The 14,163-nt window shown below is 71.2% G+C and carries 12 protein-coding genes; 7 read left to right on the forward strand and 5 right to left on the reverse strand.

Features of this window, described 5'->3' with window-relative positions; translation table 11 throughout:
* Window positions 1-117 precede the first annotated feature (117 nt).
* Window positions 118-306, forward strand: coding sequence for a hypothetical protein (locus tag ACZ6NC_RS36640; protein ID WP_465738210.1), 189 nt, complete (start codon window positions 118-120; stop codon window positions 304-306).
* Between the two features lie 89 nt (window positions 307-395).
* Here the strand turns inward: ACZ6NC_RS36640 and ACZ6NC_RS36645 are convergent, their stop codons facing one another.
* Window positions 396-1,103, reverse strand: a complete 708-nt coding sequence (locus ACZ6NC_RS36645) for a phosphatase PAP2 family protein (protein ID WP_465738211.1) — start codon at window positions 1,101-1,103, stop codon at window positions 396-398.
* A gap of 192 nt (window positions 1,104-1,295) precedes the next feature.
* Entirely contained in the window at window positions 1,296-2,501 is a 1,206-nt protein-coding gene (locus ACZ6NC_RS36650) for a C40 family peptidase (protein ID WP_465738212.1), read from the reverse strand.
* A 239-nt stretch (window positions 2,502-2,740) separates the two neighbouring features.
* On the opposite strand from ACZ6NC_RS36650, the gene ACZ6NC_RS36655 reads away from it, so the two are divergent.
* The 6 genes from ACZ6NC_RS36655 to ACZ6NC_RS36680 all read left to right on the forward strand — a co-directional run bounded on the left by ACZ6NC_RS36655 (window position 2,741) and on the right by ACZ6NC_RS36680 (window position 10,346).
* Window positions 2,741-3,091, forward strand: coding sequence for a hypothetical protein (locus tag ACZ6NC_RS36655; protein ID WP_241002623.1), 351 nt, complete (start codon window positions 2,741-2,743; stop codon window positions 3,089-3,091).
* A 167-nt stretch (window positions 3,092-3,258) separates the two neighbouring features.
* Window positions 3,259-4,074, forward strand: a complete 816-nt coding sequence (locus ACZ6NC_RS36660; RefSeq protein ID WP_465738213.1) for a DUF8175 domain-containg protein — start codon at window positions 3,259-3,261, stop codon at window positions 4,072-4,074.
* A gap of 286 nt (window positions 4,075-4,360) precedes the next feature.
* Window positions 4,361-5,347, forward strand: coding sequence for a hypothetical protein (locus ACZ6NC_RS36665; RefSeq protein ID WP_465738214.1), 987 nt, complete (start codon window positions 4,361-4,363; stop codon window positions 5,345-5,347).
* 7 nt (window positions 5,348-5,354) lie between these two features.
* Window positions 5,355-6,929 carry an SCO6880 family protein gene (locus tag ACZ6NC_RS36670; protein ID WP_465738215.1) on the forward strand — a complete coding sequence of 525 codons (1,575 nt, stop codon included), beginning with the start codon at window positions 5,355-5,357 and terminating at the stop codon, window positions 6,927-6,929.
* A gap of 18 nt (window positions 6,930-6,947) precedes the next feature.
* A complete protein-coding gene (locus ACZ6NC_RS36675) occupies window positions 6,948-8,297 on the forward strand; it encodes an ATP-binding protein (RefSeq protein ID WP_465738216.1) in 1,350 nt (449 codons plus the stop codon).
* A gap of 255 nt (window positions 8,298-8,552) precedes the next feature.
* Window positions 8,553-10,346, forward strand: coding sequence for a bifunctional metallophosphatase/5'-nucleotidase (locus ACZ6NC_RS36680; RefSeq protein WP_465738217.1), 1,794 nt, complete (start codon window positions 8,553-8,555; stop codon window positions 10,344-10,346).
* Between the two features lie 67 nt (window positions 10,347-10,413).
* Here ACZ6NC_RS36680 and ACZ6NC_RS36685 read toward each other — a convergent pair whose 3' ends face one another.
* The 3 genes from ACZ6NC_RS36685 to ACZ6NC_RS36695 all read right to left on the reverse strand — a co-directional run bounded on the left by ACZ6NC_RS36685 (window position 10,414) and on the right by ACZ6NC_RS36695 (window position 14,145).
* Window positions 10,414-11,973 (reverse strand): sensor histidine kinase, encoded by a 1,560-nt coding sequence (locus ACZ6NC_RS36685; protein ID WP_465738218.1) that lies wholly within the window; start codon window positions 11,971-11,973, stop codon window positions 10,414-10,416.
* Between the two features lie 73 nt (window positions 11,974-12,046).
* On the reverse strand, window positions 12,047-12,820 hold the full coding sequence (locus tag ACZ6NC_RS36690) for a response regulator transcription factor (protein ID WP_465738219.1): 774 nt from the start codon (window positions 12,818-12,820) through the stop codon (window positions 12,047-12,049).
* Between the two features lie 113 nt (window positions 12,821-12,933).
* Entirely contained in the window at window positions 12,934-14,145 is a 1,212-nt protein-coding gene (locus tag ACZ6NC_RS36695) for a S1C family serine protease (RefSeq protein ID WP_465738220.1), read from the reverse strand.
* Window positions 14,146-14,163 lie beyond the last annotated feature (18 nt).

A 14,163-nucleotide genomic window follows, 5' to 3' on the forward strand; every position in this document is an offset into this window, starting at 1 on the left:
ACCAGGGGGGAACAATCTCTTTCCCGGAAAAGCTGTTGTGATCCTTGGGGGGCCCCACACCCCCCTCCCCCCGCCACCCCCCCCCCCCCGGGGTCCCGGCGCGTTACCGTGAGGCACGTGCACAGTGAGCTGCCGGCTGCCCCCGGCACCACCCCGATGCCCGAGCACCGTGTCGCGATCAGCGAGCGCGGTTCCTTCTGCTTCGCGACCTGCAGCTGCGGATGGTTCTCTCCGGCCCGCCGCTCCCGCGACCTGACCAGACGAGAGGCCGCCGACCACCTCGTGGAGAACGGCGGCGGGTCGTAGCCGTCAGGGACGGCGTTCAGGGGAGCAGGCTCCGGGACAGCGTTCCGCGTTCCTGGACGGATCACGGGGACCGGCCGCGAGGACCGGCCTCAGGCCGCCAGGTCGGACTCCGGCGGCTGCTCGTCGGCCCGGACGGGGCCGCGACCGCCGCCGCGCCGCCGTCCGCCGCGCGGGCCGCTCTGCGGGGCCCGGATCAGCGGGGCGGCCGCGGTCCGGGCCAGCGCGTGGCAGAGCGGGACCAGGACGGCCATCGCGATCGGTGCCAGCAGCAGGACGACCGCGGTGGCGAGCGCGAAGCCGCCGATCACGTCGGTCGGGTAGTGGACGCCCATGTACATCCGGCAGAAGCCCTGCAGGAGGGCGAGCCCCCCGGCGATCCAGCCGAGCCGCCGGTTCACCAGGAACAGTGCGACCGCGATGCCCATCGACATCGTCGAGTGGTCACTGACGAAGGAGTGCGTGCCGGCCTTGCCCTCCACCAGCACGTCCAGCCCGGTGTGGTCGACGAACGGGCGCGGGCGGTCCACGATGGCGGCGATCGGCAGGTTGGCCAGCTCGGCGATGGCGACCGAGAGCGGCGCCCAGAGCAGGCCGGCGACGGCCACCGGGGCGTCCGGGCGGCGTCTGGCCTGCAGCCAGCCGACCAGGCCCAGCAGGCCCAGGCCGATCAGGATGCCGTACTCACCGATCCAGGAGACCAGGTGGTCCAGCCACTCCGGGGAGCGCTTGGCCAGGCCGTTGACGGCGTAGAGCAGGCCGAGGTCGGGGTTGGTCGTGTCGGCAAGCGGCGTCGACACGCCGCACCTCCTTCTGGTCCGCAGCACCTGGTCGTTCCGGCCGTGGCCCGCCCGTCCCTCCCGACCGGGAAGGTGACGCGGGGCCATCGGACACAACGTCATAACCGGGCCACAGCGTTCCACGGAAACACGCGGTTATGGAAACTTGACTCAGCGTCCACAGCGCACGCACACCCGGCGGCCCGGGGCGGATCAGCTCTTTGCAGGCGCTTGACCTGGACCTGTCGGGGCGGGGCCGGCCGCGACGGCCGCCCGGGTCGTCGGGCCGGCGGCGGGAACCCCCAGGGCGGAGAGAGCCGAGGGGGCGGGCGGGGTCGGAGTGGGGGTCGGTGCCGGGGTCTCCGGAGCGGTGGTGCCCGGGCGGCTCGGGGCGGTGATGCTGCCGTCGGCGTTGCGCCCCGGCAGCGCCTGGGCGCCGTCCGAGGTGACCCGGGTTGCGCCGATGTACTCCCGGGTGTCGATCTTGTCGTAACGGATCACCGCACCGGTGTGCGGCGCGTTGATCATGTACCCGCCGCCGACGTAGATGCCGACATGGTGGATGCTCCGCGGATCCGTCAGGTCCGTCGCCCAGAACACCAGGTCCCCCGGGCGGAGCTGGTCGCGCGAGGGGTGCTGCCCGGCGTACCACTGGTCGTTGGCCACCCGGGGGAGCGTGATGCCCACGCTGGCGTACGCGGCCTGGGTGAGCCCGGAACAGTCGAACCGCCCGTTCTGCGAAGGCAGCCCCTCGCCGCCCCACAGGTACGGGGTGCCGAGCTTGGTCTGCGCGAAGTAGATCGCGCCGGACGACTGCTGGGAGACCTCCACCGGCGCCGTCGGCGCCGTGAAGCTGCGGGCCATCGCCTGGATGTTCTTCACATAGCCCTGCGTCTCCTTGTACGGCGGCACCCCGTTGTACTTCGTCACCGCGTACGGGCCGGCGTTGTAGGCGGCCAGCAGGTTGGCCTGGCGGTCGCCCGGCACCTTGGAGACGTCCTTGGCGAGCGCGCAGTCGAACGTGGCCGCCGAGGCGATCGCGTCCATCGGGTCCCAGACGTCCTTCTTGCCGTCATTGTTGCCGTCCGTGCCGTATGTTCCCCAGGTCTCCGGCATGAACTGCGCCATTCCCTGCGCGCCCACGCCCGACCGGGCCCGCGGGTCGAAACCGCTTTCCTGGTACAGCTGCGCCGCGAGCATCGGCGGCGAGATCTCAGGACAGAGCGCACCCCACTGCTGGATCGGCGCCTGGTAGGCCGCCGGAACGGTGCCCGGGGAGAGCGCGGAGCGATTGGCCGACTGCTGTGGCGTACCACTCGCCGCATACGTCGCAACCGTGACCAGGCAGACGAAGCCGACCGCGACAACTCCCGCAGCGGCGGCGGCCGTACCGGCCTTCCGGAGTACCATCAGCACCATCCCGACGAATCGTCAGTCGAAGTGTCCCGGAAGGCGTTGCTCACCGCAATCATCAGAGATACAAAGAGTGAGCGCTATCCTTCGTACGGTGGACATCCTCGCGTACGTGTCCCATACCTCACGACCAATCCGCGAGAAGCAGCCAAGTCGACATCAGATCTGGCCAAGAATAGGTACCGACCCTTCGCGCGGGCGGGGTCTGGGCCCTTGAATTTGCCTGATCGGGCGGTGAGATGGAAATGAACCTGAGCAGCGTGAACAGCATCGCGATCGGCCACCTGGCCGAGGACCCTCCTAAGAAGCCGAATATCGACACCATCATCGGCGGGATCGCCCCGGACTGGGGCCCGTTCGCGAGTCTCGGGTCCGAGGCCCGGGTGATGGTCGAGGTCGTCATGGCCGTGGCGATCCTGGCCTGCCTCGGCATCGCCGTCTGGGGCGCGGCCAAGCAGCGCATCGGCGCCACCGCCATGCGCGACAGCTTCGGCGCCGAACAGGGCAAGGGGCTGATCATCGCCGGGCTGACCGGCGTGTTCATCATTGGATCACTCGGCACTCTGTTCACCATTGTGTACGGCATGGCCATCTGACGATCAGACAGCGTGGACGAGACAGGCGGTGAGCCCGCCCGGCCGTCCGGCCGTCACGATCCGCCGGAATCCCCGCCGGGAGTCCACCCACCACCCCGCCCTCCGCGCCCGCCCACGGGCGGAGGGGCCCCGGAGCCGCCCCGGCTCCCCGCACCAGGAGGGCCGCCGTGCCGTTGTCCGACGACCAGCCGCACACCCGTACGCGGCTGCCGGTCGGTGAACAGCCCTCCTCCCAGCCGAACGCCCGTCAGTCCAGGCCGCTGCGCACCATGCTGACCGTCCTGGTGGTCGTCACCCTGCTCGTGGTCGCGATCTCCATCGCCAACCGTGGCAAGGCCGATCCCGGCAGCTCCGCCGGCCGCTCCGCCGACGCCGCCCCCACCGCCGCCTCCGGCGCCGGACCCGCTCCCAGCGGCGACCAGCCCGTCAGCACCACCACCAACGGCATCGGCAGCGGCTTCCCGCACACAGACCAGGGCGCACAGTCGGCCGCGGCCAACTACGCGGTCGCCATCGGCTCCGCCGACATGTTCCGCACCGACAGCCGCCACACCATCGTCGTCACCATCACCGACCCGTCCGCCACGGCAACCCTCCAGAGCCGCCTGGACCAGGGGTTCGGCGGCGATACCGCCACCCGCTACGGCCTCGACGCCCAGGGGCACGCGCCCAAGGGCCTCACCTTCGTCAGCCGCACCGTCCCGGCCGGCACCAAGTCGGTCGGCTACAGCGACAGCGACGCCAAGGTCGAGGTCTGGTGCACCGGCCTCACCGGCCTCGCCGGCGAACGCTCCGTCCAGCCCGTCACGGAGAACTGGTTCACCCTCACCCTGACCCTCCACTGGACGGGTACCGACTGGAAGCTCACCGACTACGCAAGCCGGCAGGGCCCAGCCCCGATGCCGGGCGACCAACAGGCCGCCACCGCCGAGGAGATCACCGGCGCCGTCCAGCAGTTCGGGGGTTTCCGCTATGCCCGTTGATGCCGTTACGAGGAAGATGTCCCGGTTCGGTGGGGTGCTGGGGGTGCTGGTCACTCTTCAAGTCACCTCCCTGGCTCTGGCCTCGCGGGCACTGGCCGAACCCAGTCCGAGCCCCACGGCTTCGCCTAGCGGGAACGACTGCGATGTGCTGCCACTTCCCGGTAGCGGTGTCTACTGCGCCTCCAAGCCCGGCGGCAGTGGATCCATCCCCGGAGGCTCGACCGTCGGCGGTGTCACCGACCCGCTCGGGTCGTTGGCGAAGGGGTGTGCGCAGGCGGCGGCTTGGGTGGTGCGGAGCCTGTCGGGGGCGATCGACGGGACGACGCAGGTGGACTTCACCAATGCGTCGTTCCTGCAGCAGTACGCGGTGGTGTTCGCCGCGTCGACGATCATCACGCTGGTGCTCTGGCTGCTGGCGGTGACGAAGCGGGCGGTGCGCGGGGCGCCGTTGACGACGGCGATCTCGGAGGCGATCGGCTTCCTGTGGCTGACCGTGGTGGCGTCGGCGTTCACGCCGCTGATCCTGTACACCGTGGTGAGCGCGACGGACGGGCTGACCAAGGCGATCGCGGTGGGGACGAAGTCGGACACCGGGACGTATCTGGGCGGGTTCGCGGACACCCTGGAGAAGGGGTCGATGGGCGGCGGGCCGCTGATCCTGATCATCGTGTCGCTGGTGGCCGTGCTGGCGGCGGCGGTGCTCTGGGTGGAGCTGCTGATCCGGGCGGCGATGCTGTACGTGGGTGCGCTGCTGGGGACAGCGGTGTACGCGGGGCTGGTGGACAAGCAGCTGTGGAAGCACGTGCGCCGCTGGGCGGGGGTGATGCTGGCGGTGGACCTGGCGAAGCCGATCATCGTGATCATCCTCGGGCTGGCGGGCGCGGTGGCGACCGGTGCCGGCGCCGGTGACGACTTCGCCCGGGTGCTGTCGGGGCTGGCGATCCTGTTCCTGTCGATCTTCGCGAGCGCCTCCGTCTACCGTTTCGTGCCGGGCTTCGGCGACGAGATCATGACCATGCGCAACGCCCGGGCCAATGCGGTGTCGGCCGGTTCCGCGATGATCAACGGGACTGCGAACCTGGTGAAGCAGGGCATCAGCACGCACGGCGACCGCGGCCCGCAGGGCGCCGGCGGGGGTGGTGCGGGCGCGGGCGGTGGCTCGGTCGCGCCGGGTATCGCCGCCCATGCCGCGCGCACCCCGGCGCCGCCGCCGCAGGCCGCACCGCCGGCTTCGGTTCCGATCCGCGACAGCAATCCAGCGAAGGGAGGGTGACGGGTAAGTGAGCAGCGAACCACTCGGTCAGTACGGTGCCCAGTACGCCCAGCCGTACGTGCACCAGCGCCGCACCTACCTGATCGGCAAGGCCCGCCCGAACGCGCCGATCGGCCGCAACCGGGAGTCGGGCGAGATCGTCCTGATCATCTTCGGGGCGTTCCTCGGCATGCTCTGGGGTCTGATGATGCCGATCCTGCCGCTGCGGATCGCGGGCCTGGTCGGCCTGCCGATGCTGGCGATCGCGGCGGTCTACGTGCCCTACCGGCGCCGGACGTTCTACAAGTGGGTGGAGATCAACCGCACCTACCGCCGGACGGTCCGCAGCGGCCGGGCGGTGTGGAAGTCGGACGCGATGGATGCCGGCACCCGGCTGGACGGCCGCGAGGTCGAGGTCGGGCCGCCGCCGGGGGTCGGGCGGCTGCGCTGGCTGGCGGCGCCGTTCGGGCCGGACGAGGTCGGGGTGCTGATGCACCTGGAGCGGCGCACGGTGACGGCGGCGATCGAGATCGAGGGCCCGGGCGTGGGCCTGCGCGACTCGGAGGACCAGGAGGCCCTGGTCGACCGGTTCGGCACGCTGCTGAAGCACGTCGCCAACGGGGACGGGTTCGTGACCCGGCTGCAGATCCTCGCGCGGACGCTGCCGGCCGACCCGGACGCGCACGCCAAGGACGTGGAGCGGCGCGGCGACCACGACGCGCCGCGCTGGCTGCAGGACTCGTACGACCAGTTGCAGTCGATGGTGTCGACCTCCTCGGAGCAGCACCGCGCGTACCTGGTGGCCTGTATGCACTACACCCGTGACCTGGCGGCCGAGGCGCACGCGATGGGCCGGACGGCGACCGGGCGTAGGGCCCGGGACGACGAGGGCCTGGCCGCGGTGATGGCCCGTGAGCTGACCGACATCTGCGCGCGGCTGGCGGAGGCGGACATCCGGGTGCGCCAGCCGCTGGGCCAGGCGCGGCTCTCCTCGCTGCTGCACTCGATGTACGACCCGGACCACCCGATCGACCACATCCAGGCGATGTCCCGCCGCAACGCCTGGCCGGCGGAGCTGGACGCGACGCACCCGCAGTTCCTGCAGGCGAAGACCCGGGAGTCGGTGACCCGGGCGCCGTGGTGCCACGCCACCGCCTGGATCAAGGAGTGGCCGCTGACCCCGGTGGGGGTGAACTTCCTGGCTCCGCTGCTGGTGCACACCCCGGACGTGATCCGGACGGTCGCGGTGACGATGGACCTGGAGCCCACCGACGTCGCGATCGAGCGGATGCTCACCGAGAAGACCAACGACGAGGCGGAGGCCAGCCGCGCCGCCAAGATGAACCGCACGGTCGACCCGCGCGACCTGGCGCACACCGGCCGGGTCGACCAGCGCGGTGACGACCTGGCGTCCGGCGCGGCCGGGGTCAACCTGGTCGGCTACATCACGGTGTCCTCGCGCAGCCCGGAGGCGCTGGCCCGCGACAAGCGGACGATCCGTGCCTCGGCCGGCAAGAGCTACCTCAAGCTGGAGTGGTGCGACCGCGAGCACCACCGCGCGTTCGTCAACACCCTGCCGTTCGCCACCGGCATCCGCCGCTGATCCACCTGGAGGCCCCGTATGGCGATCGGCAACCTCACCGACGCGTTCACCAGCCTGATGTTCGGCAAGGTGGAGACCACGCGCCTGCCGGTGCGCACCTCCACCGGTCAGGCGCAGGCGGTCTACCTGCCCACCGCGGCCCCGGGGCTGGGTGATTCGGGTGTGATCATCGGCCGCGAGGTGTACAGCGGCAAGGGGTACGTCTACGACCCCTTCCAGCTGTACGGGCAGCAGCTGCCGGCCCCGCACTGGCTGGTGCTGGGCGAGTCCGGCAACGGCAAGTCGGCGCTGGAGAAGACGTATGTGCTGCGCCAGCTGCGGTTCCGTGACCGGCAGGTGGTGGTGCTCGACGCGCAGGGCGAGGACGGGGTCGGCGAGTGGAACCTGATCGCCAACGCCCTGGGCATAAAGTCGATCCGGCTCGACCCGATGGCGGCCCGGGACGGCGGGGTGAAGCTCAACCCGCTGGACCCGGCGATCACCCAGACCGGCCAGTTGTCGTTGTTGCGCACCATCATCGAGGTCGCGATGGGGCGCGGTCTGGAGGAGCGGGCCGGCTTCGCGCTGAAGGCGGCGCACGCCCATGTGATCGCGACCGTGAAGGATCGCCAGCCGGTCCTGGACGACATCATCAACACGCTGCGCAGTCCCGAGCTGTCCTCGGTGGACTCGCTGGGCGTGGCGGTGGACGAGGTGCAGTCCTGGGGCCTGGACGTGGCGCTGGTGCTGGACCGGCTGGTCGATGGTGACCTGCGCGGCATGTTCGACGGTTCGACCACGGACGGAATCGACCTGGACGCGCCGCTGATCGTCTTCGACCTGTCGCACATCGACCGCAACTCGATCGCGATGCCGATCCTGATGGCGATCGTCGGCGTCTGGCTGGAGCACACCTGGATCAGGCCGGACCGGAAGAAGCGGATCTTCCTGGTCGAGGAGGCCTGGCACATCATCAACAGCCCGTTCGTGGCCCAGCTGTTCCAGCGGCTGCTGAAGTTCGGGCGCCGGCTCGGTCTCTCCTTCGTGGCCGTGGTCCACCACCTGTCCGACGTGGTGGACGGCGCGGCGGCCAAGGAGGCCTCGGCGATCCTCAAGATGGCCTCCACCCGGACCATCTACATGCAGAAGGCCGAGGAGGCGAGAGCCACCGGCCGGGTGCTGGGTCTGCCCCGTTGGGCGGTGGAGATCATCCCCACACTTTCGCCGGGCATCGCGGTCTGGGACGTGAACGGCAACGTCCAGGTGGTGAAGCACATCATCACCGAGACCGAGCGCCCACTGGTCTACACCGACCGCGCGATGACCGAGGATGCGGTGGCCGAACGGGTCCGCGCGGAGCGGCAGTTGGCAGCCGAGCCGGGCGTCTGACCGGCGCCTCGCAGCAGGCCGGGGCGGTCCGGGGCGCTCCCGGGTCGCCGTCGGACCGGGTGGACCGGCCGGTTCGACAGGCCCCGTGCGGTCGGATGTCCGGCGACGATTCGTCAGTAGGTAACCCTGTCGTTACGTTCAGGGGCCTGACAGCTACGCGCGTTGACTCTAGGCTGCACTCGCGCAACGACACCGTCGCCCGCCCGGACCTGTCCACAGCTGGGCGCTCTCTCAAGGTGCAGGGGACCCCTCAGAATGTTCACCGTCAGATCCCGACGTGCGGTGCTGTCCGCGGTCGCCGCAGCCGGCCTCGTCGGCACGGTGGCCGTGCCGACCGCAGCCCAGGCCGCGGACACCAAGCGGCACAAGACCGTCAACCTCCAGCTGCTGGCGATCAACGACCTCCACGGCAACCTGGAGCCCCCGGCCGGCTCGTCCGGCACCATCAAGGAGATCGACCCGGCCACCGGGCAGGTCGTCTCCACGCCGGCCGGCGGAGTCGAGTACCTGGCCACCGCGCTGCGCCAGGCCCGGATCCCGGCCGACGACTCGATCACCGTCGCCGCCGGTGACATCGTCGGCGCCTCCCCGCTGACCTCGGCGCTCTTCCACGACGAGCCGACCATCGAGGCGATGGACAAGCTCGGCCTGGACGTCACGGCGGTCGGCAACCACGAGTTCGACGAGGGCGCCAAGGAGCTCATCCGCCTCCAGGAGGGCGGCTGCCACCCGGTGGACGGCTGCTACGAGGAAGGGCGCAAGTTCAAGGGCGCCAACTTCAACTACCTCGCCGCCAACGTCACCAACGAGAAGACCGGCAAGCCGATCCTGGCCCCGTACTGGGTGACCAAGTCGCAGGGCGTGAAGGTCGGCTTCATCGGCGCCACCCTGGAGGGCACGCCGAACATCGTGACCGCCGAGGGCGTCAAGGGCCTGAAGTTCGGCAACGAGGTCGCCACGATCAACAAGTACGCGGCCGAGCTGAAGAAGCAGGGCGTCAACTCGATCGTCGCGCTGATCCACGAGGGCGGCTACCCGGCCAGCAGCACGTACAACTACGACTGCGGCACCGCCGGCCAGGGCATCTCCGGCCCGATCGTCGACATCGCGAAGAACCTGGACCCGGCGATCGGCGCCATCGTCACCGGCCACACCCACAACGCGTACGCCTGCACCATCCCCGACCCGCAGGGCGTGCCGCGCTCGGTGACCAGCGCCGCCTCCTTCGGCCGGCTCTACACCGAGATCGACCTGAAGCTCGACAAGACCACCGGCACCATCGTCCGCCCGTCGGTCAAGGCCGAGAACCACGTCGTGCGCCAGAACGTCGCGAAGGCCCCGGACATGACGGAGCTGATCGCGCACTACTCCAAGCTGGCCGCGCCGATCGCCAACCGCCCGGTCGGCTACATCGCCTCGGACCTCAACGGCCGCGGCAGCAGCGACCTGGAGAAGCCGCTCGGTGACGTGATAGCCGACGCGCAGCTGGAGGGCCTCGCCCCCGCCGACAAGGGCGGCGCGCAGGTCGCGTTCATGAACCCCGGCGGCATCCGCTCCGACCTGGTCTACAAGGCGAGCGCCGCCGAGGGCGACGGCGTGGTGACCTACGGCGAGGCGTTCACCGTCCAGCCGTTCACCAACATGATGCAGGTCAAGACACTGACCGGCGCCCAGCTGATCCAGCTGCTCCAGCAGCAGGTGAGCGGCCCCAACGCCGCCGCGCCGAAGATCCTCCAGTCGTCCAAGGGGCTGACCTACACCCTGGACATGCGCAAGACCGGCGCCGACCGGGTGCTGGTGGACTCCGTCCGCCTCAACGGCGCGCCGATCGACCCGGCCGGCAAGTACCGGGCCGCGGCCAACGAGTTCCTGGCCGGCGGCGGCGACGGCTTCCCGGCCTTCGCGGCCGGCACCGACAAGCTGGTCGGCGCCTCGGACCTGGACGTCTTCACCGCCTACCTCGGCGCGCACAGCTCGGCGGCCTCGCCGCTGAAGGCGCCGGCGCAGGACCGGATCAAGATCCTCGGCCCGGGCAGCGACATCGACTGACCGAGAGCCGGAAGGGACGGGCGGGGCGCTGTCGGGGCGCCCCGCCCGTTCTGCTTCTCCGGCCCGGCTATGTGGGCGTGGGCCCTCCCGGCAGGCGGACGGTGGCGAGAGCACCGGGGCCGCCGTCCGGGGCCGGACCGAGAGAGACCTCGCCGCCGGACTCCCGCACACTCTGCGCGACGATCGACAACCCGAGGCCGGAGCCCGGGAGTTGCCGCGAGGACGGCGAACGCCAGAACCGGTCGAAGACGTACTGCAGTTCCTCCGGCGGGATGCCCGGGCCGTGGTCGCGGACGGTCAACACGCCCTGCTGGAGGCCGATGTCGATGGTGCCTGCGGGCGGGCTGTACTTGACCGCGTTGTCCAGCAGGTTGATCACCGCCCGTTCGAGAGCGGCGGCATCGCCCCGCACGAACCACGGCGCGACATCGGTCTCGAAGACCAGCCCGGGGCCGCGCAACTTCGCCCGGGCGACCGCCCGTTCGGCGATCTCGTGCAGGGCGACGACCGCCAGGCTGCGGACCGGCTTCGGCGAGTCCGGGCGGGAGAGCTGGAGCAGATCGCCGATCAGGAGGGTGAGTTCCTGCATCTGCGCCTTCATGTTGCCGAGCAGCTTGGTCTTGGTCGCGGGCGGCAGCGGGCGCCCGGTCTCGTCGCTGCGGATGAGGAGATCGACATTGGTGCGGAGGGAGGTCAGCGGCGTGCGGAGCTCGTGTCCGGCATCGGCGATCAGCCGGGTCTGGCGGTCACGGGAGTTGGCGAGCGCGGTGCTCATGGAGTTGAACGAGGCGGAGAGCCGGGCGATCTCGTCGCTGCCGTGCACGGGGATGGTGGTGCCGACCTCCTCGGTGCGGGCGATGTGCTCGACCACGTCGGTGAGTCGGTCGACGGGCTTGAGCGCGGACCGGGCGACCAGCCGGCCCGCGAGGCCGGCGAGGATGATGCCGCCGACGGCCACGCCGCCGAGGATGAGGGCGAGTTGGTTGAGGGAGTCCTCGACGATGGCCACCGGGTCGGCTACCAGGTAGCCGTACACCTTCCCCTCGTACGCGAAGGTGGACACGCGGACCCGGACATCCTCACCCGTGGTGAACGTCCCGTCGCGGTAGGCGTAGTGGCCGAGCCTGGCGGTCCCGTGCAGTGCCTTCAGGTCGGATGGTGTGAGGGTGATGGCGTGGGTGGCGCCGGTGGGCAGGCACGGTTGGCCGTCCGGCGAGATCACCTGGACGGACCACCGGGGAGCGCCGACCATGATCCGGCCACCGTTCCCCGGGGTGGTGGCCGCAGCTGCCGCGGTCGCGGCGGCGAGCGCGCCGCTCGGCGTCGGGGCGCACCAGTAGTAGTCCTGGAGTAGCCGTTGTGGCGGTTTCACTCCGGGCGGTCCGTCCTGGACCGGCGAGGGAGCGGCGGTCGCCAGATTGCGGTCCACCTGGTCGTACAGCCGCTGTTCCACGATGAACCAGCACGCCAGCGCCGACAGCGCGATGGCCACCGCGACCGCCGCGGCCGTCAGGAACGTGAGCCGGCTGCGCAGGGACTGGGCGCGGTACCAGTGGGCGAGGCGTTGGCGTCGGGGGACGCGGGGCGGGGTGAGGGGCGGCGGCGGTGGGGTGGTGGTGCCGCTCATGCGCCCTCCTCACTCCGCTCGGAGGCCGCTTCGCGAGACGCGCCCCTGCTCTTGGTTCGCTCGCTGCACTCGCTCACGCGGGGATGCCGGCGGCCGGGCGGAGGGCGTAGCCGACGCCGCGTACGGTCTGGATGAGCCGGGGCATGCCGCCCTGCTCGGTCTTGCGGCGCAGGTACATCACGTACACGTCCAGGGAGTTGGATGAGGGCTCGAAGTCGAAGCCCCAGACCGCCTTGAGGATCTGCTCGCGGGTGAGTACCTGGCGGGGGTGGGAGAGGAACATCTCCAGCAGCATGAACTCGGTGCGGGTGAGCTCGACCGGCTTGCCGGCGCGGGTGACCTCGCGGGTGGCGGTGTTCATCCGCAGGTCGGCGAAGGCGAGGACCTCGGTGTCGTCCTCGACGGCCGCGGCGCGGGCGGCGGCTTCGGTGGCGAGGGCGTTGCGCCGGAGCAGGGCGCGGACGCGGGCGAGCAGTTCGTCCAGTTCGAAGGGCTTGGCGAGGTAGTCGTCGGCGCCGACGTCGAGGCCGGTGACCCGGTCGCCGACGGCGTCGCGGGCGGTGAGCATCAGGACCGGGACGGTGTCGCCGCGCGAGCGCATCCGGCGGACGGCGGTGAGGCCGTCCATCCGGGGCATCATGATGTCCAGCAGGACGAGGTCGGGCTTGTCGCGTTCGACGGACTCCAGGGCCTCGTAGCCGTCCGTTGCGGTGGCGACCTCGTAGCCCTCGAAGGCGAGGCTGCTCTCCAGGGCGTCCCGGAGGGCGGGTTCGTCGTCGACCACGAGGAGCCGGGCGGAGGCCTGTCCGGGCTCGGCGGGGGTGCGGTCGTCGGCGGACGGGGTCATGGGCGGTTGCCCTTTCTCATCGTCGGAGAGCCTGCTGGCGGGGCGTGCGGGGGGACCTGCTGGGGACCTGCGGTGGGCGTGCGCGGCGGAACCTGCTCGGAGTAATTGTCCGTCTAGATGTTCTGGCCGGCCTGCAGCTTCGGCAGCACCTGCTTGATGTCGTCGATCGGGATGGCGAAGCCGAGTCCGACGCTGCCGGCGCTGCTGTTGCCGGCGGTGGAGCTGGAGCCGCTCGCCGAGTACATCGCCGAGTTGATGCCGATGACCTGGCCGCCGGCGTTGATCAGCGGGCCGCCGGAGTTGCCGGGGTTGAGGGCGGCGTCGGTCTGGAAGGCCTTGTAGGTGGCGGTCTCGCCGCCGCTCTGCGGGGTGCTGCCGCGCAGGCCGGGCAGGTTGGGGAAGCCGAAGCCGCCGTTGCCGCTGGTGGTGCCCTCGTCGACCTGGACGGTGACCTCGCGGTTCTGGGCGCTGATGATGCCCGAGGTGACGGTGCCGGTGAGGCCCTCCGGGTTGCCGATGGCGACGACCGGGTCGCCGACGGAGACGGTGGAGGAGTCGCCGAGGGTGGCGGGGGTGAGGTTCTCGGCGCCGCTCGCGGTGATCACGGCGACGTCGAGGGCCTTGTCGGTGCCGGTGACGGTGGCCTTGGCGGTGGAGCCGTCCTTGAAGGTGACGGTGACCTGGCCGCCGTCGGCCGCGCCGGAGACCACGTGGTAGTTGGTGAGGATCCGGCCGTCCTTGGTGAGGACCACGCCGGTGCCGGTGGAGGTGCCGTTCGCGGTCTTCACGGTGATCTGGACGACGCTCGGCGAGACGGCGGACGCGATGGCGGCGACGTCGGCGCTGCCGTCCGAGCGGGCGGAGACGGGGCTGGCGACGGTGGCGGTGCGGCCGGTGGAGCCGTGTTCCCCGGCGGCGATCACGCCGCCGGTCACCCCGCCGAGGACGGCGGCGGCCGCGGCGACGGCGGTGACCAGGGCGAGCCGGCTGCGGAGAAGGCCTCGCCGGCCCCGGCCGCCGTGTGCGGAGGGCCCGCCGCCCGTGGGCGGGACGGGGGGCATGGGCGGCCCCGCGGGCGGGGGAGGGGGCGGGGTCCCGACCGAGGGGGTCTCGGCGGCGGGGTACCCGAAGGCCTGGTGGCCGCCGGCCGACTGGTACCCGGAGGCCGGTTCGTACCCGCTGGTCGCGCTGTCGAGCACGGTTCCGGGGATGACCTGCCCCTGGGCGGGGCCCGGGTACGCCTGCGGGTGCCCGCTGCCGTACTCGTACGGGCCGTCGTACTGCTCGCGGTGGTGCTCGCTCCGGTGCTGCTGCCGATCGCTCATGCCGACCAACGTCCGCCC

It is taken from the genome of Kitasatospora sp. NPDC041988 (genome assembly GCF_055588525.1).